Origin of the sequence: Salipiger sp. PrR007 (genome assembly GCF_010499845.1) — a bacterium.
In the GTDB taxonomy this organism is placed as follows: Bacteria; Pseudomonadota; Alphaproteobacteria; order Rhodobacterales; family Rhodobacteraceae; genus Salipiger; species Salipiger pacificus_A.
The window spans coordinates 18875-43425 of record NZ_JAAGOZ010000023.1 but is presented as its reverse complement, the minus strand read 5'-3'; the positions used below and the strand labels follow the sequence as shown (position 1 = coordinate 43425).

At 66.5% G+C, this 24551-nt stretch carries 23 protein-coding genes and 1 tRNA gene; 15 read left to right on the top strand and 9 right to left on the bottom strand.

What is annotated here, in order from left to right:
• Positions 1-34: 34 nt before the first annotated feature.
• The 5 genes from G0Q01_RS11335 to pdxH form a co-directional block, all read right to left on the bottom strand.
• Positions 35-3637 (bottom strand): vitamin B12-dependent ribonucleotide reductase, encoded by a 3603-nt coding sequence (locus G0Q01_RS11335; protein ID WP_164197022.1) that lies wholly within the window; start codon positions 3635-3637, stop codon positions 35-37.
• Positions 3638-4221: 584 nt separating this feature from the next.
• A tRNA-Pro gene (locus tag G0Q01_RS11330) sits at positions 4222-4298 on the bottom strand.
• A 48-nt stretch (positions 4299-4346) separates the two neighbouring features.
• Positions 4347-4817 (bottom strand): DUF192 domain-containing protein, encoded by a 471-nt coding sequence (locus tag G0Q01_RS11325; protein ID WP_164197021.1) that lies wholly within the window; start codon positions 4815-4817, stop codon positions 4347-4349.
• On the bottom strand, positions 4793-5332 hold the full coding sequence (locus G0Q01_RS11320) for a cold-shock protein (protein WP_095880456.1): 540 nt from the start codon (positions 5330-5332) through the stop codon (positions 4793-4795). The genes G0Q01_RS11325 and G0Q01_RS11320 overlap by 25 nt, the downstream gene beginning before the upstream one ends.
• Before the next feature lie 106 nt (positions 5333-5438).
• Positions 5439-6044 carry a pyridoxamine 5'-phosphate oxidase gene (gene pdxH, locus G0Q01_RS11315; protein WP_108965612.1) on the bottom strand — a complete coding sequence of 202 codons (606 nt, stop codon included), beginning with the start codon at positions 6042-6044 and terminating at the stop codon, positions 5439-5441.
• Positions 6045-6159: 115 nt separating this feature from the next.
• Here pdxH and fabI point away from each other — a divergent pair, with 115 nt between their 5' ends.
• The gene (gene fabI, locus G0Q01_RS11310; protein WP_108965614.1) at positions 6160-6966 is read left to right on the top strand and encodes an enoyl-ACP reductase FabI; all 807 of its coding nucleotides are present in this window, start codon (positions 6160-6162) and stop codon (positions 6964-6966) included.
• A gap of 72 nt (positions 6967-7038) precedes the next feature.
• Entirely contained in the window at positions 7039-7548 is a 510-nt protein-coding gene (gene gpt / locus G0Q01_RS11305; RefSeq protein WP_108967619.1) for a xanthine phosphoribosyltransferase, read from the top strand.
• 94 nt (positions 7549-7642) lie between these two features.
• Here the strand turns inward: gpt and G0Q01_RS11300 are convergent, their stop codons facing one another.
• A complete protein-coding gene (locus G0Q01_RS11300) occupies positions 7643-8524 on the bottom strand; it encodes an SDR family oxidoreductase (RefSeq protein WP_164197020.1) in 882 nt (293 codons plus the stop codon).
• Positions 8525-8627: 103 nt separating this feature from the next.
• Here G0Q01_RS11300 and G0Q01_RS11295 point away from each other — a divergent pair, with 103 nt between their 5' ends.
• The 5 genes from G0Q01_RS11295 (at position 8628) to G0Q01_RS11275 (ending at position 14240) form a co-directional block, all read left to right on the top strand.
• Positions 8628-9071, top strand: coding sequence for a helix-turn-helix domain-containing protein (locus tag G0Q01_RS11295; protein WP_164197019.1), 444 nt, complete (start codon positions 8628-8630; stop codon positions 9069-9071).
• A gap of 63 nt (positions 9072-9134) precedes the next feature.
• Positions 9135-10361: an aminotransferase gene (locus tag G0Q01_RS11290; RefSeq protein ID WP_164197018.1), complete on the top strand. Its 1227-nt coding sequence runs from the start codon at positions 9135-9137 to the stop codon at positions 10359-10361.
• A 37-nt stretch (positions 10362-10398) separates the two neighbouring features.
• Positions 10399-12246 (top strand): SurA N-terminal domain-containing protein, encoded by a 1848-nt coding sequence (locus tag G0Q01_RS11285; protein WP_164197017.1) that lies wholly within the window; start codon positions 10399-10401, stop codon positions 12244-12246.
• Between the two features lie 4 nt (positions 12247-12250).
• Positions 12251-13765, top strand: a complete 1515-nt coding sequence (trpE, locus tag G0Q01_RS11280; RefSeq protein WP_164197016.1) for an anthranilate synthase component I — start codon at positions 12251-12253, stop codon at positions 13763-13765.
• Positions 13758-14240, top strand: coding sequence for a GNAT family N-acetyltransferase (locus tag G0Q01_RS11275; protein ID WP_164197015.1), 483 nt, complete (start codon positions 13758-13760; stop codon positions 14238-14240). Before trpE ends, G0Q01_RS11275 begins: the two co-directional genes overlap by 8 nt.
• Positions 14241-14279: 39 nt before the next feature.
• Here the strand turns inward: G0Q01_RS11275 and G0Q01_RS11270 are convergent, their stop codons facing one another.
• Positions 14280-14780, bottom strand: a complete 501-nt coding sequence (locus tag G0Q01_RS11270; protein WP_164197014.1) for a superoxide dismutase family protein — start codon at positions 14778-14780, stop codon at positions 14280-14282.
• Between the two features lie 217 nt (positions 14781-14997).
• On the opposite strand from G0Q01_RS11270, the gene G0Q01_RS11265 reads away from it, so the two are divergent.
• Complete coding sequence (locus G0Q01_RS11265; protein WP_164197013.1) at positions 14998-16071, top strand: site-2 protease family protein; 1074 nt, start codon at positions 14998-15000, stop codon at positions 16069-16071.
• Between the two features lie 106 nt (positions 16072-16177).
• Complete coding sequence (bmt, locus tag G0Q01_RS11260; protein ID WP_164213378.1) at positions 16178-17191, top strand: betaine--homocysteine S-methyltransferase; 1014 nt, start codon at positions 16178-16180, stop codon at positions 17189-17191.
• A 166-nt stretch (positions 17192-17357) separates the two neighbouring features.
• Here bmt and G0Q01_RS11255 read toward each other — a convergent pair whose 3' ends face one another.
• Positions 17358-18443 carry a PA0069 family radical SAM protein gene (locus G0Q01_RS11255; protein ID WP_164197011.1) on the bottom strand — a complete coding sequence of 362 codons (1086 nt, stop codon included), beginning with the start codon at positions 18441-18443 and terminating at the stop codon, positions 17358-17360.
• 138 nt (positions 18444-18581) lie between these two features.
• Here G0Q01_RS11255 and G0Q01_RS11250 point away from each other — a divergent pair, with 138 nt between their 5' ends.
• The 3 genes from G0Q01_RS11250 (at position 18582) to G0Q01_RS11245 (ending at position 20301) form a co-directional block, all read left to right on the top strand.
• Positions 18582-19292, top strand: coding sequence for a B12-binding domain-containing protein (locus G0Q01_RS11250; protein WP_164197010.1), 711 nt, complete (start codon positions 18582-18584; stop codon positions 19290-19292).
• Positions 19293-19436: 144 nt separating this feature from the next.
• On the top strand, positions 19437-19610 hold the full coding sequence (locus G0Q01_RS26585; protein WP_193989020.1) for a hypothetical protein: 174 nt from the start codon (positions 19437-19439) through the stop codon (positions 19608-19610).
• The gene (locus G0Q01_RS11245; RefSeq protein ID WP_164197009.1) at positions 19594-20301 is read left to right on the top strand and encodes a DUF1638 domain-containing protein; all 708 of its coding nucleotides are present in this window, start codon (positions 19594-19596) and stop codon (positions 20299-20301) included. The genes G0Q01_RS26585 and G0Q01_RS11245 overlap by 17 nt, the downstream gene beginning before the upstream one ends.
• A gap of 70 nt (positions 20302-20371) precedes the next feature.
• Here G0Q01_RS11245 and G0Q01_RS11240 read toward each other — a convergent pair whose 3' ends face one another.
• Positions 20372-22111 carry a divergent polysaccharide deacetylase family protein gene (locus G0Q01_RS11240; RefSeq protein ID WP_164197008.1) on the bottom strand — a complete coding sequence of 580 codons (1740 nt, stop codon included), beginning with the start codon at positions 22109-22111 and terminating at the stop codon, positions 20372-20374.
• Between the two features lie 174 nt (positions 22112-22285).
• Between G0Q01_RS11240 and G0Q01_RS11235 the strand changes: the two genes are divergently transcribed.
• From G0Q01_RS11235 to G0Q01_RS11225, 3 genes are read left to right on the top strand one after another with little or no spacing between them, the layout of a single operon-like run.
• Positions 22286-22867 (top strand): aminodeoxychorismate/anthranilate synthase component II, encoded by a 582-nt coding sequence (locus G0Q01_RS11235; protein WP_164197007.1) that lies wholly within the window; start codon positions 22286-22288, stop codon positions 22865-22867.
• Positions 22864-23886 (top strand): anthranilate phosphoribosyltransferase, encoded by a 1023-nt coding sequence (trpD, locus tag G0Q01_RS11230; RefSeq protein WP_164197006.1) that lies wholly within the window; start codon positions 22864-22866, stop codon positions 23884-23886. The genes G0Q01_RS11235 and trpD overlap by 4 nt, the downstream gene beginning before the upstream one ends.
• Positions 23883-24536 (top strand): uracil-DNA glycosylase, encoded by a 654-nt coding sequence (locus tag G0Q01_RS11225; protein WP_164197005.1) that lies wholly within the window; start codon positions 23883-23885, stop codon positions 24534-24536. Before trpD ends, G0Q01_RS11225 begins: the two co-directional genes overlap by 4 nt.
• Positions 24537-24551 lie beyond the last annotated feature (15 nt).

Sequence of the window (24551 nt, the reverse complement as noted above, 5' to 3'; positions counted from 1 at the left end):
CAGGGGCCGGGCGCGGTGCCCGGCCGCCGATGGCTCAGCTGCAGCCCGACGTGCCGCCGCACGTGTTGCACTTCATGCAGGTGCCGTTGCGCACCAGCGTATAGTTGCCGCATTCGCCGCAGGCCTCGCCCTCGTAGCCCTGCATGCGTGCCTTTGTGCGCGCGTCCATGGCGAGCGACGAGGTGCTCATTGCCGCGGAGCTCACCGCCGGGCGCTCCTCGGAGATCAGCGTGCCGAGCGCCGAAAGCTCCTGCGGCAGCCGCTTGCGCAGATACCCCGACGAAGAGATATGCTTGAGCACCTCGAGCGAGCGGGTTGCGGCGCTTTCGCTCAGTTCTTCGACATTGCCGAGCCCGTCTTCCTCGCCGCGTCCGAGATCGTCGAAGGACGCGCCCGAGGGTTTCACATGGGCGAGATCCGTGCGGTCGAGATAGGACACCGCCAGCTCGCGGAACACGTAATCGAGGATCGAGGTCGCGTTCTTGATGCTGTCGTTGCCCTGCACCATGCCCGCCGGCTCGAACTTGGTGAAGGTGAAGGCGTCGACGAATTCCTCCAGCGGCACGCCGTATTGCAGGCCCACCGACACCGCGATGGCGAAGTTGTTCATCATCGCCCGGAAGCCCGCGCCTTCCTTGTGCATGTCGATGAAGATCTCGCCAAGCGAGCCGTCGCCGTATTCGCCGGTGCGCAAATACACCTTGTGCCCGCCGACAACCGCCTTCTGGGTGTACCCCTTGCGGCGGTCGGGCATCTTCTCGCGGTGCGAGCGCACCAGCTCCTTGATCACCACCTTCTCGATGACCTTCTCGGCCAGCACCTGCGCCTTGGCGGCGGGGGTGCCGGTCTCCAGCACCTCCTGCGCCTCCTCGTCATCCTCCACCAGCGCCGCGGCGAGCGGCTGGCTGAGCTTGGAGCCGTCGCGGTAGAGCGCATTGGCCTTGACCCCCAGCGACCACGACAGCTCGTAGGCCTTCTGGCAATCCTCGATGGTGGCCGAGTTGGGCATGTTGATGGTCTTGGAGATCGCCCCCGAGATGAAGCTCTGCGCCGCGGCCATCATCTGGATGTGGCTGTCGACACTGAGGTAGCGCTTGCCCTTCTTGCCGCAGGGGTTGGCGCAGTCGAAGACGCCGAGATGCTCGTCCTTGAGGAAGGGCGCGCCCTCGAGCGTCATGGTCCCGCAGACATGGTCGTTCGCCGCCTCGATCTCGGCCTTGCTGAAGCCGAGGTGGCGCAGCAGATCGAAGCTGGGGTCAGAGAGCTTCTTGGCCGGAATGCCCAGCGTGCCGCGGCAGAACTCCTCGCCCAGCGTGAACTGGTTGAAGACAAAGCGAATGTCGAAGGCGGTGGCCAGGGCGGCCTCGATCTTCTCGAGTTGCGCCTTGCCGAAGCCATGGCCAATCAACGCCGTGTGGTTCACGCCCGGCGCATTGCCGAGCGAGCCGTGGCCGACTGCATAGGCGGTGATCTCCTCGATCTGGCTGGGTGTGTAGCCAAGACCCGCCAGCGCTGCAGGCACCGAGCGGTTGATGATCTTGAAATACCCGCCGCCTGCGAGCTTCTTGAACTTCACCAGAGCAAAGTCGGGCTCGATGCCGGTGGTGTCGCAGTCCATCACGAGGCCGATCGTTCCGGTCGGTGCGATCACCGTGGTCTGGGCATTGCGGTAACCGTGTTTCTCGCCCAACTCCAGTGCCTCGTCCCATGCGGATTTCGCAAGCTCGACAAGGGTTTGGTCGGGACAGTTCGCGTTATCCAGCGGTACGGGTGTGACCGCCAGCGCCTCGAAGCCATCCGACTTGCCGTGGGCGGCGGCGCGGTGGTTGCGGATCACCCGCAGCATGTGTTCCCGGTTGCGGTCGAAGCCTGCAAAGGTGCCCAGTTCTGCGGCGATCTCGGCCGAGGTGGCATAGGCCGTGCCGGTCATCACGGCGGTCAGCGCGCCGCAGAGCGCCCGGCCCGCGGCGCTGTCATAGCTCAACCCCATGGTCATCAGCAGCCCGCCGATGTTGGCATATCCAAGCCCAAGGGTCCGGAAATCATAGGAACGTTGGGCAATTTCCTTGCTCGGGAACTGCGCCATCAGCACCGAGATTTCCAGCGTCAGCGTCCAGAGCCGCGTGGCATGCACATAGCTGTCCGCATCGAACTTGCCGCCCTTGAGGAAGGTCAGCAGGTTCATCGAGGCGAGGTTGCAGGCGGTGTCGTCGAGGAACATATACTCCGAGCACGGGTTCGAGCCACGGATGGCGCCGTCCTCGGGACAGGTGTGCCAGGCGTTGACAGTGTCGTGGAACTGGATCCCCGGATCGGCGCAGGCCCAGGCAGCATGCCCGACCTGCTCCCAAAGATCGCGCGCTTTCAGGGTTTTGGCGATGGTTCCGTCGGTGCGTCGGATGAGCTCCCAATCGGCATCGTCCCTCACGGCCTGCAGGAAGGCATCGGTGACGCGAATCGAGTTGTTGGAGTTCTGTCCCGAGACGCTGGCATAGGCCTCGCTGTCCCAGTCGGTGTCGTAGGTCGGGAACTCGATGCTGGCGTAGCCCTGCTTGGCGTAATCCAGAACCCGCTTGATGTAGGTCTCTGGAATGGCGAGCTTTTTCGCCTCGCGCACCGCCGTCTTCAGCGCCGTGTTGACCGTGGGGTCATAGCCATCCGCCTCGGCCCCATCCCATTGCCGGATCGCGTCGAAGATCGCGTTGAGCATCTTTTCGTGCATCTTCGAGCCCGCAACGATGCTGGCGACCTTCTGCTCTTCGCGAACCTTCCAGTTGATGAAGTCCTCGATGTCCGGGTGATCGGCGTCGACGATCACCATCTTCGCGGCGCGGCGGGTGGTGCCGCCGGACTTGATCGCCCCGGCAGCGCGGTCGCCAATCTTGAGGAACCCCATGAGGCCGGAGGATTTGCCGCCACCCGAAAGCCGCTCGTTCTCGGCGCGCAGCGACGAGAAGTTGGTGCCGGTGCCCGAGCCGTATTTGAACAGCCGCGCCTCGCGCACCCAGAGGTCCATGATGCCGCCCTCGTTCACCAGGTCATCGCTGACCGACTGGATGAAACAGGCGTGCGGCTGCGGGTGCTCGTAGGCGGACTTGGACTTGGTGAGCTTGCCGGTCTTGTGGTCGACGTAGAAATGTCCCTGGCCGGGGCCGTCAATGCCGTAGGCCCAGTGCAGCCCGGTGTTGAACCATTGCGGCGAGTTCGGCGCGGCGGTCTGGCTCGCCAACATGTGGCGCATCTCGTCGAAGTAGGCCCTCGCGTCGGCCTCGGTGGTGAAATAGCCCCCCTTCCAGCCCCAGTAGGTCCAGGCACCCGCCAGACGATCGAAGACCTGCTTGGCCGAGGTCTCGCCGCCGCGCGGTGTATCGGTCTCGGCGGGAATCGCGCGCCAGAGGAACTCGGGAACACCGGCTTCCCTCACCTTCTTCAGCGCCGAGGGCACGCCCGCCTTGCGAAAGTACTTCTGCGCGATCACGTCCGAAGCAACCTGGCTCCAGCCGGCGGGCACCTCCATGCCCTCCAGCTTGAAGACCGAACTGCCGTCTGGGTTACGTATTTCGGAGGTGGTGGTGACGAAGTCGATGCCCGCATAGGCGTCCTGCCCCGCCGTGGTATACCGTCTCTCGATCTTCATGGTCTCTGCCCCTGCCTGCTGACCCTAATCAAAATTCGGACTGCAAGGCACGGGAGGCCCGACGACGGACGCACTCTCGCACGCGCCGCCGTGTTCTGGCGTTTCCATATGGTCTGTCCCTGCGGAAGGCCACTACATATTGTGGCTCTTGGTCCGTTGATAACAAGTTGGCTCACATCCCCGTCATCGGTCAACGGAAAATTCCGGCCACAGCCATATATTTGGTGATGCGCCAGAAATAAGGCACTAGGGCTATGGGCCCTCAAGAGGAGTGGCGAAATTCCGGTGCCTGCAGCAGCTCCGGCTACCTTCGAAGTTTCAGAGCCCATCTGACACAGTCTGTGTCAGATAAGCACAAGATGTGGTTTATTGTCTCTTACCGCGCCACAGTGGCATTAGCGCCGCCGGACCGGGTGTGATGCACGAAAGACACGCGTTTCTGCCCAGCATTTAAGCAAGACGCCACGTCACAATCCGAGCCCAAAACGCGCGACAGCGCCATCCTCCTGACGATTGCGATGCAAGGGACGTCGATGTTAGGAGAGGAGGATGTCGATGTGAGGAAGGGTGAGCGCCTTGCGCTGTGGTCGGGGCGAGAGGATTCGAACCTCCGACCTACGGTACCCAAAACCGTCGCGCTACCAGGCTGCGCTACGCCCCGACAAGAGAGCCAATACAAGGCTCTTCCGGGATTGAAAAGCCGAAAATCCTAGTCGCAGGGCCAAGCCGCTTCGGTGATTGCCGGGTGTTGCATCTGGCTGCCTTCGGCGATGCCGAGACGGGCCGCCATGCCGCCGTTGATCTCGAGCACGTATTGGGTCGGCGCACCGCTGTCGATGCTCGTGAGATCGCCCGGAATCGCGTTCTCATGCACCGAGACCACGACGCCACGCGCGTCGGCAAAGACCATATCAAGCGGGATCAGCGTGTTCTTCATCCAGAAGGACACCGGATGCGCCTCGTCATAGACGAAGAGCATCCCGGCTGCGGACGGCATCTGCTCGACGAACATCAGCCCGCGCGCGCGTTCCTCTACGCTGTCGGCCACGGCGACGGCGAAACGGGCGCTGCCCCAGTCGCCGCGGAGTTGCACCTCATTGACGTCGCAGGCGGCATAGGCCGCCTGCCCGCCGAGCAGCAGCGCCGCCGCGAGGCTCAGTGCTCCACCGCGGTTTCCCATGCACAGACCTCCGTGGCCATCTGGCCTCGCTTGCCCTGGATCACCCGGATGGCCAGCGCCTCTCCCGGCTGCAGATCCGCGAGCCCCGAGCGCCGCAGCACCTCGATGTGGATGAAGACGTCCTGGTCGCGACCGAAGACATTGGCAAAGCCGAAACCCTTGGCCTTGTCGAACCATTTCACCCGGGCCGGCTCGAGCGGCGCCGACCGGATGATCTCGGGATCGATCTCCTCGAAATCAGCCAGGGGAACACCTGCGGGCGCCTCGGGCGGTTCAATCCTAAAGACCTCGGTGGCCTGGATGCCACGTTCGGTGCTCTGGACACTCACTTCAATGCGGGCGGCGTCAGCCACGGAACTCTGGCCGAAATTGCGCAGCACGTTCGCATGCAGCAATATGTCCGGTCCTCCCTCGTCCGAGATGACGAAGCCGAACCCCTTCACGGGGTCGAACCACTTCACCCGGCCAAGAACGCGCCGCGTTTCACTCTCTTCTTGTGTCAAATGCGTTTCCACTGGTCGTCTTGCGTATCCCCGCCCCCAATTGCGTTAGGGTGACGTAAAATTGCAAGTCATTGAAACCTATATTTTCTACCAAATTGCTTTTCGCGTATGATGAATTTTACGGATTTAGCCTGGTCACTGTCCACTGATCCGAAACACTTGTGCGCCTCCAGACGAACCGGTCATGCAACCGGAACGCGCCATCGGCCCAAAATTCAATTTCTACGGGAGTGATACGAAATCCCCCCCAAAAATCGGGCCGCGGCGGGTTCGGCCCCTTCGTCGCCGTAATCTTGGCAACTTCCGCCATTAGCGATGCCCGTGACGCTAGAGGCCTGGACTGCTTGGACGCCCATGCCCCTAAACGAGATTTCAGCGAGCGCGACGCGTAATATGCGTCTGCCTGCGGGCCATTCTCCTTAATAACATGTCCACGAACCCGGACCTGACGCCGCAGTGTTTTGGAGTGTAACACAAAGGCTGCCTTGCTGCTGCCCAAAATTTCCTCTGCCTTCGCACTTTCGTAATTAGTGTAGAAAACGAAGGCATTTGCCTCGATTTCCTTCAGCAGAACCATGCGCACGTTGGGCATTCCTTCGGCGTCCACCGTCGCCAGCGCGATCGCATTGGGATCGTTGGGCTCGGTCGCCTCGGCCTCGGTGAGCCAGCGTTGCGCGATGACGAAAGGGTCGTCTCCTGCAAAAATTCCGCCCCGATCGCTCATCTTCCGTCTCCTTTTCCCGCCGGGCGTTGCCCGGAACGGACGTCCAAACTCTTGATGCCTCCGGGCCAATCGCCTAAAGGACACAAATAAAATCAATGCCGGGTAGAGGTCAGGTATGTCAAACACTCTGATGGCCGGGAAGCGCGGCCTGATCATGGGTCTCGCCAACGACAAGTCGATTGCCTGGGGCATCGCGAAGAAACTGCACGAAGCGGGGGCGGAGCTTGCCTTCTCCTACCAGGGCGAGGCGCTGAAGAAGCGCGTCGATCCGCTGGCCGCGCAACTGGGCTCGGACATCGTGCTGCCCTGCGACGTCTCCGACGAGGCTTCGATCGACGCGCTGTTCGACGGGCTGAAGGAGCGCTGGGACAATCTCGATTTCGTGGTCCACGCCATCGGCTTCTCGGACAAGAACGAACTGCGCGGGCGTTACGTCGACACCAGCCGGTCGAACTTCAACCTGACCATGGACATCTCGGTCTACAGCTTCACCGCGGTGATGCAGCGCGCCGAGAAAATGATGAACAACGGTGGCGCCGCGCTAACGCTCACCTACTATGGCGCCGAGCGGATCATGCCCCATTACAACGTGATGGGCGTGGCCAAGGCGGCGCTTGAGGCGTCGGTCCGTTATCTCGCCGAGGACCTCGGCAAGGACGGCATCCGGGTCAACGCCATCTCGGCCGGCCCGATCAAGACGCTGGCCGCCTCGGGCATCGGCGACTTCCGCTACATCATGAAGTGGAACGAGTACAACTCGCCCCTGCGCCGCAACGTGACCATTGACGACGTCGGCGGATCGGCGCTCTACCTGCTGTCCGAACTCGGCGCAGGTGTGACCGGCGAGACGCACCACGTCGACGCGGGCTACCATGTCGTCGGCATGAAGGCCGTCGACGCGCCCGACATTTCCAAGGGCTGAGCCCGTTCACCTGACCAAGGGCCCAGCCCTTCCGACCGACAGACATCCGACAGGGAGAGCCCCATGCCCGAGATGACCGACCGCCTGCCCCATGAAAAGGGCTTCCACGTCAGCTGGGACCAGCTGCACCGCGACAGCCGTGCACTGGCCTGGCGCCTGCAGAGCCACAAGCCCGAGGGCGGCGGCGATTGGCGCGCCGTTGTCGCGATCACCCGCGGCGGCATGGCCCCGGCGATGATCGTGGCACGCGAACTCAACGTCCGCATCGTCGACACGATCTCGGTCAAGAGCTACAACCACCAGGCGCAGTCCGAGCCCAAGGTCATCAAGTTCCCGGACATGGAGGTGATGGGCGACGGCGAGGGCGTGCTGATCATCGACGATCTGGTCGACACCGGCCGCACCCTGGAAGTTGTGCGCAAGCACCTGCCCAAGGCGCATGTGGCCACCGTTTATGCCAAGCCGATGGGCCGCCCGCAGGTCGACAGTTTCATCACCGAGGTGAGCCAGGACACCTGGATCTTCTTCCCTTGGGACATGGCCCTGCAATACGTCAAGCCGTTCCACGGCACCAACGACTGATCTTCGGTCTGAAATCTGCCGAGGGGCGCGGCCGTGCTGGCCGCGCCCCTCTCCGTTTGCAGAAACCGCGCCGCGAGAGCTGCGCTCGACTGCCTCAGGACTCGACCTTGACGCCGGCGGTCAGAGTGTCCTTCCACGGCGTCGTCGGGCGCCCGATCAGCGTCGAGAGCGTCGTGTTCTCGCTGAAAAGTCCTCCCTGCGCCGCGCCGCTGTCACTGTCGGCGAGCATCTGCGCCACCGGCACCGGCAGGCCGGCGCCTTCAAGCGCCGCAGCGTAGTCCGCCTCGCTCATGTTCACATAGGGAATCTCCCTGCCCGCGATCTCCGACAGCGCCGCCGCGAAATCTGCCAGGGTGTAGCTCTCGCTCCCCGCCAGCTCATAGATCGTGCCGCGGGCTGGGGTCGCCCCGGTGAGGACCGCAACGGCGGCCGCCGCATAGTCGGCCCGCGCCGCAGAGGAAATGCGGCCCTCTCCGGCGGCCCCGATCAGCGCCCCATGCTCCAGTGCCGCACCCGCGCCCATGACGTAATTCTCTGTGTACCAGCCGTTGCGCAGCAGCGCGTAGTCGAGCCCAGAGGCGGCGAGCGCCCGTTCAGTCGCCACGTGCTCGCCCGGAAGCACGGTCAGCGGCGAGCTGTCAGCATTGAGGATCGAGGTGTAAGCTATGAACTTCACGCCGACTTTCTTCGCCGCATCAATCACCTTCGCATGCTGATCCGCACGCTTGCCGACTTCGCTCGAGGAGATGAGCAGCAATTTCTCGACCCCAGCGAGAGCCGTTTCAAGCGCCGCCGGATCGTCATAGGCAGCAACGCGCACTGTGAAACCCTGTGCTTCGAGAGCGGCAACCGCTTCGGGGCGGCGCACAAGCGCGCCGATGGTTGCATCCGGCGCAGCCGCCTTGAGCTGCTGCAGAACCAGCGCGCCGAGTTGGCCGCTCGCACCGGTGATGAGGTAGTCGACTGTGTCGGACATGGTCTTTCCTTTCCAAGGTCCCTGCACTGGCGCAGAGTTCCGATTCGAGATATGGTCTCATAAATAGACCTTCTAACATGACCTCGTAAGGAGGCACTTTCACATGACAAGGGTACACGCAGGGAACCACCTCCCAGAGATCTCCGATCCTGTCCGCACAATGCTCGACAGCATGGCCGCCTGGACGGGCGCGCCCGAGGACGAGGCGCAATGCCCCGTGCGCGACGTGCTCGACCGGGTCGGCCAGAAGTGGACGCTGCTGATCCTCGTCGCTCTGGAGCCCTCCCCAAAACGATTTTCGCAATTGCAGCGGCAGGTTGGCGACATTTCCAAACGTATGCTGACGCAAACCCTGAGGCAGCTCGAGCGCGATGGGCTGGTATCCCGGCAGGTCTTCCCGACCAAGCCCCCCTCGGTGGAATACGCGCTCACCGAGCTTGGCCGCTCGGCGCTGGCGCCCATTGGCGCACTGCTGGTCTGGGCCGACAGCAACCACCAGACGATCCGTGCCGCGCGCGCCGCCTTTGACGCAGAAGAAGTCTCCTGAGCCCTCTTCCCCCTGACTTGAGCCGCTGATAGCGTCCGCGCAACACTTAGGGAGAGACCGCACATGACCAGCAAGAGCCGCACCCAAACCACCTTCGCCCCACCGGTGATGGAGGCGCGGCGCTGGCTCGACAGCGTCACGTTTTCTGCAGACCGGCCCCTGATCAACGTCAGCCAAGCCGCCCCCATCGACCCGCCGCCCGCGCCGCTTGTTGCCGCTATGGGCCAGGCGCTGGCCGATCCGGCCACCCACCTCTACGGACCGGTGCTCGGCATGCCCGAGCTGCGCGAGGAACTGGCGCGCCATTGGTCCGCCCATTATGGCGCAAATGTGTCAGCGGAAAACGTCGCGATTACATCTGGTTGCAACCAGGCCTTCGCGGCCTGCATTAGCGCGCTCTGCGGCGAGGGGGATGAGGTTCTGCTGCCGACGCCCTGGTATTTCAACCACAAGATGTGGCTCGACATGTCCGGGGTCACGACCGTGCCGTTGCCCACCGATGCCGAACTCTTGCCGCAGGTGACGACGGCCGCTTCCCTCATCACATCAAGAACGCGCGCCATTGTTCTGGTTTCCCCGAATAATCCCGGCGGCAAGGAGTATCCGGCAGAGACCCTGAGGGCCTTCTTCGACCTCGCACGCGCGCACGGGATCAAGCTGATCGTCGATGAGACCTACAAGGATTTCGACAGCCGCAGCGGCGCGCCGCACGACCTGCTGACCGCGCCCGAGGGCCGTGACACGCTGGTCCAGCTATACAGCTTCTCCAAGGCATACCGCCTCACCGGCCACCGGGTCGGCGCGATCATCGCCAGCGAAGACCTCCTGCCCGAGGTTGAGAAGTTCCTAGATACTGTCGCCATTTGCGCGACGCAGCTCGGGCAGCGCGCGGCGCTCTGGGGGCTACGGAACCTTGCCCAATGGGTCGCTGGCGAGCGCGACGAGATCCTCGACCGCCGCGCCGCCATCGCCGACAACATGCCGCGGCTCGACGCCAAAGGGTGGAAGCTGCTCGGCCTCGGCGCCTATTTCGCCTATCTCGAGCACCCCTTCGCGGAAAGCTCGGCGCAGCTCGCACCAAAGCTGGTGAGAGAGGCCGGCGTCCTTTCTCTTCCGGGCACCATGTTCATGCCGGAGACCGACCCGCGCGGCGCCCGGCAATTCCGCTTTGCCTTTGCCAATGTGAACCGCGCAGAGATCGGCGATCTTTTCGGACGGCTCGAAGCGCTGGACTGGCCCGTCCGGCCGCAGGGCGCGACAGCCCTTGCGAGCAAGGACTTGGCCCAGTAAACCCCGACGCCAGAAACACATGATCAAGAGGCAGCGCATGGCACGCGGCAAGAGCAGCATCGGCAAGACTCTGGTATGGGGTCTTCTGATCCTCGTGGTGATGGGCTTCGGCGCCTTCGGCACGGTGAATTTCAGCGGCGGCCTGCGTGGGATCGGTTCGGTCGGCGACACCGAGATCTCGGTGAACGACTATTCGCGCGCGCTGCAGAACGAGATGCGCGCATTCGAGGCGCAGACCGGCCAGCCGATGACCCTTGATCAGGCACAGCAGTTCGGTCTCGACCGCCAGGTTCTGGCGCAGGTGGTGACCAATGCCGCGCTCGACGACGAGGCCGCCCGCATCGGTCTTTCGGTCGGCGACGACCAGGTGGCCGAAGCGCTGAGCCAGGTCGGCGCCTTCCAGGGTCCCGACGGTAAGTTCAACCGCGAGAGCTATGCCTTCGCGCTGCGCAACACCGGCCTCACCGAAGCCGAATTCGAAGACGACCTGCGCAGCGAAAGCGCCCGGAACCTCCTGAACTCGGCGGTTTACTCCGGCACCACCCTGCCCGACACCTATGTCGACACGCTGCTCGGCTGGGCCGGCGAGACCCGCGACTTCACCTGGGCTCGCCTTGGCGCCGACGCGCTGGAAACCGGCCTGCCGGTGGCCACCGACGAGGAGCTTCAGACCTGGTACGACGCCCATGTCGCGCAGTTCACCCTGCCCGAAACCAAGGTCATCACCTATGCCTGGATCACCCCGGACATGATCGTCGACAACGTCGAGCTGGACGAGGCGACCCTGCGCGCCGCCTATGACGAGCGCAGTGCCGAGTTCAACCTGCCCGAGCGCCGCCTGGTCGAGCGCCTCGTCTTCGGCAACGAGGCCGAGGCGCAGCAGGCGATGGACCGCATCACCTCGGGCGAGATTGGCTTCGAGGGGCTGGTCGAGGAGCGCGGCCTGCAGCTGGCAGACACCGATCTCGGCGACGTGACCAAGGGCGAGCTCGGCGAAGCCGGTGACGGCGTCTATGCGCTCGACACCGGTGAAGTCGCCGGCCCGCTGCCCTCGAACCTCGGCCCGGCGCTCTACCGCGTCAACGCCATCCTGCATGCGCAGGAGACCCCGTTCGAGGAAGCCGTGCCGTCGCTGCGCGATGAGCTGGCGCTCGACCGCGCCCGACGGGTGATCGAAGGCATGGCGCAGAGCCTCGACGACGAGCTGGCCGGTGGCGCGACGCTGGAAGAGCTGGCAAGCGACACCGAGATGGAGCTTGGCACGATCGCCTGGACCCAGCAGAGCGATGAGACCATCGCCGGATATGACGCCTTCCGCGAGGCCGCGCAGGCGGTGACCGCGGACGACTACCCCTCGATCTCCGATCTCGGCGACGGCGGCGTCTTCGCGCTTCGTCTCGACGAGATCCGCCCGCCCGCACCGCGCCCCTTCGAGGAAGTGCGCGACGAAGTTGCCGCGGGCTGGGACAAGGACAAGACAACCGAGATGCTTGTCGCGCAGGCCGAAGACCTGGCGCAGCAAATCGCCGGCGGTGCAAGCTTTGCCGACCTTGGTCTCGAGCCGATGCGGGAGCAGACCCTGACCCGCGACGCGCAGATCCCCGACATGCCGGGTGGCCTGCTCGAGGCTGCCTTCGAGATGCAGCCGGGCGAGGCACGCGCGCTTCCGGGCGACGGTGCGGCGCTGATCATGCAGCTCGACGCCGTGACCCCTGTCGACCGCGAAAGCGACGCCTCCAAGCAGCTCGAGGGGCTGCTGAAGGATCGCGCCGCGAGCAGCGTGGCGCAGGATCTCTTCCGCGCCTTCGTCACCGACATTCAGGAACGCGCCGGGGTCAACATCGACCAGCAGGCGGTGAATGCCGTCCACACCAACTTCCGGTAAGACCATGGCATCTCTGACCCCCTCTTATGACGACTTCGCCCGGGCTTACGAGGCGGGCGAGAACCAGGTCGTCTACACAAGGCTCGCCGCCGATCTCGACACGCCTGTGTCGCTGATGCTCAAGCTCACGGGGGCAGCCAAGGACGCCTTCATGCTCGAGTCGGTCACCGGCGGCGAAGTCCGCGGGCGCTACTCGATCATCGGCATGAAGCCCGACCTCGTGTGGAAGTGCCACGGCAAGGAGGCGCGGCTGAACCGCCAAGCGCGCTTCGACCCCGAGGCCTTCGACGACGAGCCCCTCGATCCGCTCGCCTCGCTGCGCGCGCTGATCGCCGAGAGCAAGATCGACCTGCCCGAAGACCTGCCGCAGGCCGCGGCGGGTCTTTTCGGCTACCTCGGCTATGACATGATCCGGCTGGTCGAGCGTCTGCCCAACGTGAACCCCGACCCTCTCGGCCTGCCCGACGCGGTGATGCTGCGCCCCTCGGTGGTCGCGGTGCTTGACGGGGTGAAGGGCGAGGTGACCGTGGTTGCCCCGGCCTGGGTGCAGTCGGGGCTTTCCGCCCGCGCCGCCTATGCGCAGGCCGCCGAGCGGGTGATGGACGCCGTGCGCGACCTGGAGCGGGCCCTGCCGCAGGCGGGCCGCGAGCTGGGCGAGGCACGCGAGGTCGGGGAGCCGGTGTCGAACTTCACCCGCGAGAGCTACAAGGCTGCGGTTGAAAAGGCCAAGGACTACATCCGCGCGGGCGACATCTTTCAGGTGGTGCCGGCGCAGCGCTGGACGCAGGATTTCCCGCTGCCGCCCTTCTCGCTCTACCGCTCGCTGCGGCGCACCAACCCGTCGCCCTTCATGTTCTATTTCAACTTCGGTGGCTTCCAGGTCATCGGCGCGAGCCCCGAGATCCTCGTGCGGGTCTTCGGTCGCGAGGTCACCATCCGCCCGATCGCCGGCACCCGCCCGCGCGGCGCGACCCCCGAGGAAGATCGGGCGCTCGAGGCCGACCTGCTGGCGGACAAGAAGGAACTGGCCGAGCACCTCATGTTGCTCGATCTGGGCCGCAACGACACCGGCAAGGTCTCGAAGATCGGCACCGTGCGCCCGACCGAACAGTTCACCATCGAGCGCTACAGCCACGTGATGCACATCGTGTCCAACGTTGTCGGTGAATTGGCCGAGGATCAGGATGCGCTGTCGGCCTTCTTTGCCGGCATGCCCGCGGGCACCGTCTCGGGCGCGCCCAAGGTCCGCGCGATGGAGATCATCGACGAGCTCGAGCCCGAGAAGCGCGGCGTCTACGCCGGCGGCGTCGGCTATTTCAGCGCGGGCGGCGACATGGACATGTGCATTGCCCTGCGCACCGCCATCGTGAAGGACGAAAAGCTCTATATCCAGGCGGGCGGCGGCGTGGTCTATGACAGCGACCCCGAGGCCGAGTACATGGAGACCGTCCACAAGTCGAACGCCATCCGGCGGGCGGCGGCAGACGCGGCGCGCTTTACCGGCTCGGGCAATGGCTGACCCATTCCGCGGGCGCATCCGCCGGGCGGTCCCGGCGGATGCGCCCGCGCTCTCGCGCTTGCTGCAGGACTTGGTGTCCGCCGGCAAGCGCAGCGCACGGGCGGACGCGGATTTTGTGCTGTCGCATTACGTGCAGAACCCCGATGGCATCTGCTGCTTTGTGGCCGAGGACGCCGACGGTGCATTGCTCGGGCTGCAATCCATGAAGCGCACCTCCGAGGGCAGTGAGTATGGTACCCCCGGCGGCTGGGGCTTCATCGGCACCCATGTCTCGCCGAGAGCGGCGCGACGCGGCGTCGGCGCGGGCCTCTTCCGCGCCACCCGAGAGGCGGCGCAGACTGCGGGGGTACCTGCCATCGAGGCCTATATCGGCGCCGGCAATACGGGCGGTCAGGCCTATTACGAGGCGATGGGCTTTCGCACCTGGCGCAAGCCCGAGGGCGCGGTCTGCAAGCGCTACGACCTGGCCCCTTGATGCGCCGACGAGGCGCCTAGGCGCCCCGCCGATGTTGCGTCACTCGCTCTCGAAGACCCCGCAGGCGAGCCGGCTGCCCGCATCGCCCGAGGGCTGACTTTCGTAGTCGTCTGGACCCGCGTGCACGATGAAGGCCGAGCCGTCGTCATCCAGAAGCATTTCGGTAACGTCGAAATCGGGCAGGAAGGCTTCGACGGTCAGCGATCCGTCCGGCGCGATGTGCGCATTGGGCAGATCCCCCGGGTGCGGGCCGTTTTCCGCCATCACGCCGTGATCCGCGTCCCCGGAAAGATGTCCCCCCGCAGAGGTAAAGTCGCTCGCCGAACAGTCGCCGGTTTCGTGGATGTGAATGCCATGCGCCCCCTCTGGCAGTCCCTGCAACTCGGCAACGACATGGCCCATGCCCGAAGGTGTGTCGGTCACGGTGACGGTTCCGATGTTGCTGCCATCGGTCCCCGCGAGCTGCGCGGTGGCGGTGGCGGCGATGGCCGGGGCACCGGCAAGCCCGAAAAGAGCGGTGGCAATAGCAATGGTTTTCATGACATCCTCCGTTGGCAAAGGGCGCGGCGACGCGATAAGCCCGCCTCCTGCCCTGCAGCCTCAACGCGGGGCAAGAGCCTCGGTTGCGCGGGCTGGCAGAAAAGACCGCGGCGGCAGGACGTGTCGGTGCGTGGGCCTCTTAACCTGACGCCGCGACGATTTTATCTTTTGCAAAGAGGCCCGGACGAGTTTCGCCACAGCCCCAAGGAGACGCCCCATGCACTGGTCCTTTCCAATCGGCCGCCTTTTCGGATCGGAGCTGCGTGTCCATGCGACGTTCTTCCTGCTGTTGCTCTGGATCGGCGTCGCCGCATGGTCGGCGGGCGGTATGGCGGCGGCGGTGCAGAATGTGCTGTTCATCCTCGCGCTCTTCGCATGCGTCGTGGCGCATGAGTTCGGTCACGCGCTGACCGCCCGGCGCTTCGGCATCAAGACCCCGGACATCACCCTGCTGCCCATCGGCGGGCTCGCCCGGCTCGAGCGCATGCCCGAGAAACCCGCGCAGGAGATCGCCGTCGCCATTGCCGGCCCGCTGGTCAACGTGGCGATCTGGCTGGTTCTGCTGTTGCTCGGCGCGAACTCCGACATGGGCGCTCTGTCGCGCCTTGGCGAGGGGACCGGGGCCTTTCTCAGCCAACTCGCCTCGATCAACCTCGCGCTGGCGCTCTTCAACATGCTCCCGGCCTTTCCGATGGATGGCGGGCGGGTGCTGCGCGCGGTGCTCGCACTGCGCACCGACCGGGTGAGCGCGACCCGCGCGGCGGCGATCACCGGCCAGATCCTTGCCTTCGGTCTTGCCTTCTGGGGGCTGAGTTCGGGCAATTTCATCCTGATCCTCATCGCCATCTTCGTCTTCTTCGCCGGTCAGGCCGAGAGCCAGGACGTTGCCAGCCGCGCGGTTGCGCATGACCTCTTGGCGCGCGACGCGATGATCACCAGCTTCGAGACCTTGCGGCCCGAGGATACGCTGGCCACCGCCGGGCAGACCTTGATCAGGACCACTCAGCACGAGTTCCCCGTGCTCACGCCGGATGGACAGCTCGCCGGTTTCCTGACCCGCGACGCGCTCTTTCGCGGCATCGCCGAGGACCACGCAACGCGGCGCGTCTCTGAATTCATGACCGAGGTGCCCCAGCTGCCGCTCGCCGCGCCGCTGCAATCGGTGCTCGACGCGCTGGCGCAGGCACCGGCGGTGGCGGTGATTGACGCGGGCAGCCACGTGCTGGGCTACGTCACCCGCGAAAACGTCGGCGAGCTCATGGTGCTGCGCGGCCCCGGCATGGCCGGCTGAGACACGCCGGGCATGAGCGCCCCGCCGCTTGCCCCGCACGAACGATTGCGGCCCACAGCGGGATGTGGAATTTCCCGACCCGAAGAGGATTTTCAAGAGGCATTTCATGACCGACGCGCTTTCCAAGCTGCTTGCGAAGCGGGACTGGCTGCTCGCCGACGGCGGCATCGGCACCAGCTTGTTCAGCATGGGTCTGACACCGGGCGACGCCCCGGAATTCTGGAACGAGACCCATCCGGACCGCATCCGCGCGCTGTACCAAGGCCCGGTCGACGCGGGCTCCGACATTTTCCTCACCAATTCCTTCGGCGCCAATGCCGCGCGGCTCAAGCTGCACGGGGCTGCGCCCCGTGCCCGCGCGCTGTCGCGGAGTGCCGCCGAGCTGGCGCGCGAGGTGCCCGAGTCCGCCGGGCGTCCGGTCGTTGTGGCGGGTTCGGTCGGCCCCACCGGCGAGATCCTCGCGCCCATCGGCCCGTTGCCACACGCGCTGGCAGTAGAGATGTTCGAAGAGACCGCGGCGGGCCTCAAGGAGGGCGGCGCCGATGTGCTCTGGCTCGAGACCATCTCGGCACCCGAAGAGGTCCGCGCCGCCGCAGAAGCCTTCGCGACCGTCGGCCTGCCCTGGTGCTGCACCATGAGCTTCGACACCGCCGGGCGTACGATGATGGGGCTCACCGCTGCCGACTTCGCGCGGCTCGTCGAGACGCTGCCGACACCGCCCATCGCCTTTGGCGCGAACTGCGGCACCGGACCGTCGGACCTGCTGCGCAGCGTGCTTGGCTTCGCGGCAATCGGCACCGAACGACCGATCATCGCCAAGGGCAACGCCGGCATCCCGCGCTACGAGAACGGGGAACTGCATTACGACGGCACACCCGAGGTGATGGCGGACTACGCGGTCATGGCCCGCGACGCCGGGGCACGGATCATCGGCGGCTGCTGCGGCACCACGCCCGAGCACCTGCGCGCCATGCGTGCGGCGCTCGAAAGCGGCCCGCTCGGGCCGCGCCCGACGCTGGAGCGGATCGCCAGCAAGCTGGGCGCCTTCAGCTCGGAAAGCGACGGGCTCGGCGAAGACGCTCCCCAGCGCGTCCGGCGTGGCGGGCGCCGCCGCAGCTGAGCCGGTTCGCCGCGCATCCCCCCAAGGACGTGGCAGGGTGCCTGCATGACGGCCCTGCGGCGTGCGTTTCAAACCGACGCGTGGCCGCGCACCGTCGTCCTCAGCCGCGCTGCGGCGCAAGGCGAAGGCTACGCTTGGCGCCCTCCAGCGTTGAGGTGAGCCCAACTCAGAAAAGCGACAGCTGGTCCCCCGCCCGTGGCGGCGGGCGAAAGAGATCGCTGCGTAGCGCCGGCTGTTCCGCATCCAGTCCCAGCCGCCGCACCGCCTTGTCGAAGCGCTGCGCGATGAGCTGCGCATAGATGCCCTCCCCGCGCATCCGCCGGTGCCACTGCGCCGAGTAATCCTGTCCGCCGTGCATCTCGCGCAGCCGCGCCATGACCCGCGCAGCGCGGCCCGGATAGTGCTCCTCGAGCCATGCGCGCCAGAGCGGCGCGACCTCGAGCGGCAGTCGGAGCATGATCCAACTGGCCGAAACGGCCCCCGCCTCGGCCCCGGCTTGCAGGATGTGCTCGAGCTCGGGATCGGTCAGCGCGGGCACGACGGGCGATGCCATGACCCGCACCGGGATCCCCGCCTCGCTCAGCCGCCGGATCGTCGCAAGCCGCCGGACCGGCGAGGGCACGCGCGGCTCCATCCGGCGCGCGAGATCGGCGTCGAGCGTGGTGACCGAAAGGCCCACGCGCGCCAGCCCCTGCGCCGCCATCTCCGAAAGGATGTCGATGTCGCGCTCGATCAGCGTGCCCTTGGTGACGATGGCGACCGGGTGGCGGAAGTCGCGCAGCACCTCGAGGCAGGCGCGCATGATGCCCCGGTCCCGCTCGATCGGCTGGTAGGGATCGGTATTGGTGCCGATGGCCAGCGGCGCGGGCGCGTAACGCTTGGCCCCCAGTTCACGCGCCAGCACCTCGGGCGCATCGGGCCGGGCGATGAGCTTGGTCTCGAAATCCAGCCCCGGCGAGAGCCCCAGATAGGCGTGGCTGGGCCGGGCGAAGCAGTAGATGCAGCCGTGCTCGCAGCCGCGATAGGGATTGATCGTCCGGTCAAAGGGCAGGTCCGGCGAGCGCACGTAGTTGATCAGGCTGCGCGGGCGCTCTTCGCTGACCTCGGTGCGCAGCGGTGGCAGCTCCTCGGGGATCTCCCAGCCGTCATGGGCGTCCTCATAGGCAAGCCGCTCGAAGCGCCCGCTGTCACGGGAGCCGGCGCCGCGCCCCTTGCGGCGCTCCTTTTCGATGGATCGGCTGGCGGCGCTCATAAGTCAGATATGGAACAGATAGAGAACATGCGCAAGCCCCACCGCCGCGGCGTCGCCTCCGTCCCCGGCCATGTCGCAATCGGCCATGTGGCGCAAGCGCCCGGGGCGCAGGCTGGAGGGAGCGCAAGGGAGGTGCCCATGTCCGAAGACGAACCCGGCGAAGAGATCATCCTGGCCGATCTCGACGATGCGGAGCTGGTCGAGCAGATGTTCGACGATCTCTACGACGGCATGCGCGAAGAGATCGAAGAGGGCGTGCGGATCCTGCTGGATCGGGGCTGGCCGCCCTACAAGGTCCTCACCGAGGCGCTTGTCGGCGGCATGAAGATCGTCGGTGAGGATTTCCGCGATGGCATCCTCTTCGTTCCCGAGGTGCTGCTGGCGGCGGGCGCGATGAAAGGCGGCATGGCGATCCTCAAGCCGCTGCTGGCCGAGACCGGGGCGCCGACCATCGGCAAAATGGTGATCGGCACGGTCAAGGGCGACATCCACGACATCGGCAAGAACCTCGTGTCGATGATGATGGAGGGCGCGGGCTTCGAAGTGATCGACCTCGGCATCAACAACGCCGTCGAGTCCTACCTCGAGGCGATGGAGGCGGAGAAGCCCGATATCCTTGGCATGTCCGCCCTGCTCACCACCACGATGCCCTACATGAAGGTGGTGATCGACACGATGGTCGCAAAGGGCCTGCGCGACGATTACATCGTGCTGGTCGGCGGCGCGCCTCTCAACGAGGACTTCGGCCGGGCCATCGGCGCCGACGCCTATTGCCGCGATGCGGCGGTCGCGGTGGAGACTGCAAAGGCGCTCATCGCGCGCCGCCACAACCGCGCTGCAGCGGGATGAGCCCGCGCCACTCTGGCCCCGAAGCCCATGCCGATCAGCGAAAATTTGCAGGGCATTGCGGGGACAACGTGACGGAAAAGTGGATTTCTCTTTGCTTTCGGGGAGTCCGGCACCTATCTTCAATGGCAGGGAAAGGAGACCCCGATGCCGGTGACCACTCTCGTAACGCTTCTGATCGCGGTGATTGCCTCCGCAGGCTTCACCGTCTGGGCCCTGTTTGCCTGGGGGGCGAGCAAGGTCATCCCGCTGTTGCTCGGCATCGCCCTGCTGATCCGCTGGGGCATGGCCTCGGTGCCCGCGGATGACACCCGCGCCTGACGGCGCCCCAGCTGCCGAAGCCCACCCGAATCCCGAATTCGCGCCATCAGACAAGGCGCTCGCCGAGCGTGGCTTTGCGTTGTCCGCGGCGCATCCTGGCACGGGACGCATCCTGCTCATTGCCTGCGGCGCGCTCGCCCGCGAGGTGCTCGCGGTGACCCGTCAGAGTGGGCTCGACCATCTCGACCTCGTCTGTCTGCCCGCGCAATTGCACAATACCCCCGAGCGCATCCCCGGCGCCGTGCGCGCGGCCGTCGCCCGTCACCGCGCGTCACATGCCGAGATCAAGCTGCTCTACGCCGATTGCGGCACCGGCGGGCAGCTGTCCGCGCTTTGCGACGAGCTGGGGATCGAAATGCTTCCCGGCGCGCATTGCTATGCCGTCTTCGACGGTGTTGCGCGCTTTGCCGCGCGCGGTGAGATGACCAGCTTCTACCTCACGGATTTCTTGGTGCACCAGTTCGACGCTTTCGTCTGGCGCCCGCTTGGCCTCGACCGGCACCCGCAGCTGAGGGACGCCTATTTCGGGAATTACCGAACCTTGGTGCATCTCGCGCAGGTGGAGGACCCAGGGACAGCCGAACTGGCCGCGCAGCACGCCGCCCGTCTCGGGCTCGCCTTCGAGCGGCGGATCACCGGCTACGGCGATCTGGGCGCTTCGCTGGAAGCCTGGGCGACGCCGCGCGTTTAAAGAGGGCTCCACCCCGCGCGGCACTGCGGTCCCTGGCACGCGGGCACTTGCGCCCCTAAGACAGCGCCGGTCAGTCTTGGCGCGCCTGCCGGAGCAGCAGCGCCGAGACCGGGACCAGGGCGACGCTGTTCGCGCGGTCCTGCAGCCCCCAGAGCAGCAGCGCCGAGACCGTGTCGGCGCGCAGACGGCCCAGCATCACCACGTTCTCGTCCTGCCGCGCCCGGAAGGCCGCCTGGTCGAGGAAGCGCCGCATGACCCGCGGCTCCTGCCCCTTGCCGTCGAAGTCCCGGAAAACCGTCAGGCTCGGCACGCCGGCGCGGCGGGCCAGCGCCTCGGCAGTGTTCAGCCCGTTCGGCATCATCACCAGCCCGTGGCCGGAGTCTGCAAGAAACTCCGCCGCCTGCTCCGAGATCGCCCGGTTGTGTTGCAGCGCCAGATCCGCGCTCTCCAGCACCGCGACCGCGCCGGGGACGGTGCTGAGCGCGCCTTCGAGCGCGATCTCCGTGTCGGAGGGGGTCGCGTTCTCGGGCAGCGCGGCCAAGGCAAGAACCTCGAAGCCACGCGCGCGATAGGCCTCGGCGGCGCTGGCGGGATCGGGATGCGAGGGCGCGATCGCGAAGCTCACCGGGAAGGGAAAGGCCTCGACCGTTTCCGGACCAAGCGGCCCGGTGCCGTCGTCGATGAGCAAGATGGACATGGCCGCGTCGCCGGGAGCAAGGTCGGAGGCGGCGGCATAGAGCTGCAGCGGTGAGGCCCCGGTGTCAGGCGTGGCCGCGGGAGCGTCTTCGGTGATCACCGGCAGGCGGCTATCCGGCGCGGAGCCGATGCCCGGCGAGGCAGGCTCTGCCGCGTGTTGCGGGGTGTCTTCGGGCGCACGGGTGACCAAGGATGACGCCGGCGTGCCGACGCTCGGTCCGTCGGAGGGAAGCGGCTCCGCCGGGCGGCCTGGCACAAGAGTGGTGACCCGGGGGAGCGCGGCCCCTGCAGGCGGTGCCTCCTCCGGTGAGATGACAGGCATTTCGGGCTTGTCCGAAACAGCCTCCCCGGTGGGCGCTTCCACGGCAGCCTCAGGCGTGGGCTCGGGCTGTGGCACGGCCTGCGGCTCTGGCTCGGGCGCGAGGCCGCTGTCCTGGGTTGGAGTGGGCGGCTGCGCGGGATCGGTCGAGAGCGATGGCTGCGCCTCGGCCAGGGGGGCTTCCGGTGGCAGCGCGGGCAGACCGGGCTGCACCGGGGCGTCGCCGCCGACCGCGAGCCGTGCAGCCTCGGAGGTGCCGGGCGCGTCCGGGGCATCGGGCATCGGGATCGGGTCGGGACGCTGCAGCGGATTGGTGTCGGGAGCGCTGCCCTCGACGAGCGAGGGCGCCGCGAGCGTCGGTCCCGCGGCGGAGGGAGCCACCCCCTGCTCCTCGGCAGGGCGGTGCGCCGGCGGCGGCGTTTCGGCTTTTTCCGAAATGGCGTCCGGCGCCGTTTCGACCGGAGGCTCTTCGGCGCGTGTCTCCGGAGCCGCCGCCGTATCTTCCGAGCTTCCAGCTTCCGACGCGCCGTCCGCCCCCTTGGTCGCTGGCGCAGGGTCCGGCCGTTCGGCCGTCTCCTCTGCGATGTCCGGCGCATTGCTCTGGGGCGCTCGGGTGACCGGCGCGGCGCGCTCGCCCAGGCTGTCGACCGCCTCGGCAACGGGATCGGTGGCGATGGGCATCTCGGGGCGGGTCGGACGGTTGGCGGGCGGCCCCATGGCCACCGACAGCACTCCAGCGCCCACGCCCGAGACCACCAGACCCCAGATCGCCCCTGCCAAGAAACCGCGTGCCATGTCCCTGCCCGTCCTCTTCTCTGCCGCGGGTCCCGTTGCCGGACCCTTTGTCGCCGTGCTACGGCGCGCGTGCCGGTCCCGATCAGAGTTCGGGACATGGCCTTGACGCTGCACCACCTGCGGGCGCATGTATACCCCCACCGCGGGTGCGCCCGCCAGTCTGAAGAGTCTACCATGCTGCTTCTCATCGACAATTACGACAGTTTCACCTGGAACCTCGTGCATTACGTGGGCGAGCTGGGCGTGGAGGCCAAAGTCGTGCGCAACGACCAGATCGACGTTCAGTCGGCCATGGCGCTGAAACCCGCAGGCATCCTGCTCTCGCCGGGGCCCTGCACGCCGACCGAGGCAGGCATCTGTCTCGCGCTCACCGAGGCCGCCGCCGAGACCCGCACGCCGCTCTTCGGCGTCTGCCTCGGCCACCAGACCATCGGCCAGGCCTTCGGCGGCACCGTGAAGCGCCACGACGAGATCGTGCACGGCAAGGTGGGGCTGATGCATCACGACGACACCGGGGTGTTCGCCGGGCTGCCCTCGCCTTTCGAGGCGACGCGCTATCATTCTCTGGTCGTCGCCCGCGACGACCTGCCCGAGGAGCTTATCGCCAACGCCTGGCTCGAGGATGGCACGATCATGGGTCTGCGGCACCGCGAGCTGCCCATCCACGGCGTGCAGTTTCACCCCGAGAGCATCGCCTCCCAGCACGGCCATGCGCTGATCGAGAATTTCCTGAAGACCATGAAAGTCCCTGCATGAGCGATCGACTGAAGCCGCTGATCGGCGCCGCCTGTACCCGTCCGCTGAGCCGGCAGGAGGCCGAGGCGGCCTTCGAGATCCTCTTTGCGGGAGAGGCCACCCCGGCGCAGATCGGCGGGCTGCTGATGAGCCTGCGCACCCGCGGCGAGACGGTCGAGGAATACGCCGCCGCCGCCGCGGTGATGCGCGCCAAGTGCAACAAGGTTGTCGCGCCCGCGGGCGCAATCGACATCGTCGGCACCGGCGGCGACGGCAAGGGCACGCTGAACATCTCGACCGCCACCGCCTTTGTCGTGGCGGGCGCGGGCGTCACCGTGGCCAAGCACGGCAACCGGAATCTCTCGTCGAAGTCGGGCTCGGCGGATGCGCTGGGACAGATGGGCATCAACGTGATGCTGCCCGCCTCGGCCATCGCGCCCATCCTCAACGAGGTCGGAATCTGCTTCATGATGGCCACCATGCACCACCCGGCGATGAAGCACGTGGGCCCGCCGCGCATGGAGCTGGGCACGCGCACGATCTTCAACATTCTCGGGCCGATGACCAATCCGGCGGGCGTGAAGCGCCAGCTGACCGGCGCCTTCTCGCGCGATCTCATCCGGCCCATGGCCGAGGTTCTGGGCCAGCTCGGGTCGGAGCGCGCCTGGCTGGTGCACGGCTCGGACGGCACCGACGAGCTCGCGATCTGCGGCGTGAGCTGGGTTGCGGCGCTGGAAGAGGACGGCTCCATCCGCGAGGTCGAGCTGCACCCCGAGGACGCGGGGCTTCCCGAACACCCGTTCGAGCAGATCATCGGTGGCGACCCGGCCGAGAACGCTGCGGCAATGCGGGCGCTTCTGGACGGGGCAGAGAATGCCTACCGCGATGCGGTGCTGCTGAACTCGGCCGCGGCACTGGTGGTCGCGGGCAAGGCGGCCGACCTGCGCGAGGGCGTCGCCATGGCCCGCGAAAGCATCGACAGCGGCGCGGCCAAGGCCAAGGTCGAGGCACTTGCCAAGGCGAGCCAAGCCGCCGCATGAGCCTGCCTGAACGCTGGGGCCACCTGCCCTTTTTCACCAAGGAGTTCCCGCGTATCGCCGCCGCGCTGGCAGAGGAGACGCGGGAGATCCTGCCGCCCGAGCCACAGCGCTTCGCGGCGCTCGACGCCTGCGCGCCCGAAGAGGTGCGCGTGGTGATCCTCGGACAGGATCCCTACCCGACGCCCGGCCACGCCCATGGGCTCGCCTTTTCGGTGGAACCCGAAATACGGCCCCTGCCGCGGTCGCTTACAAATATCTACAAGGAATTGCAGGAAGAATTCGGCGCGGTCCCGCCGAACGGCGACCTGCGCTTCTGGGCCCGTCAGGGCGTGCTCCTGCTCAACACCGCGCTCTCGGTGCCCGCCGGCAACGCGGGCGCACACGCCAAGCTCGGCTGGTCGACCCTGACCGCGCAGGTGCTCGAGGCGCTCTCGGACCAGCCGCGCGCCTTCGTCCTTTGGGGTGGCCACGCACAGAAATTCGCGCCGTACATCCGCGGCGAGGACCACCTGATCCTCACCTCCGCCCACCCCTCGCCGCTCTCGGCGCGACGCGGCTTTTTCGGCTCTCGCCCCTTTTCCCGCGTCAACGACTGGCTTAAAGCCAGAGGGGAGACGCCGATCAACTGGACCACGCCCGGCGCGGCCTGACCGACCGGCCCGAGA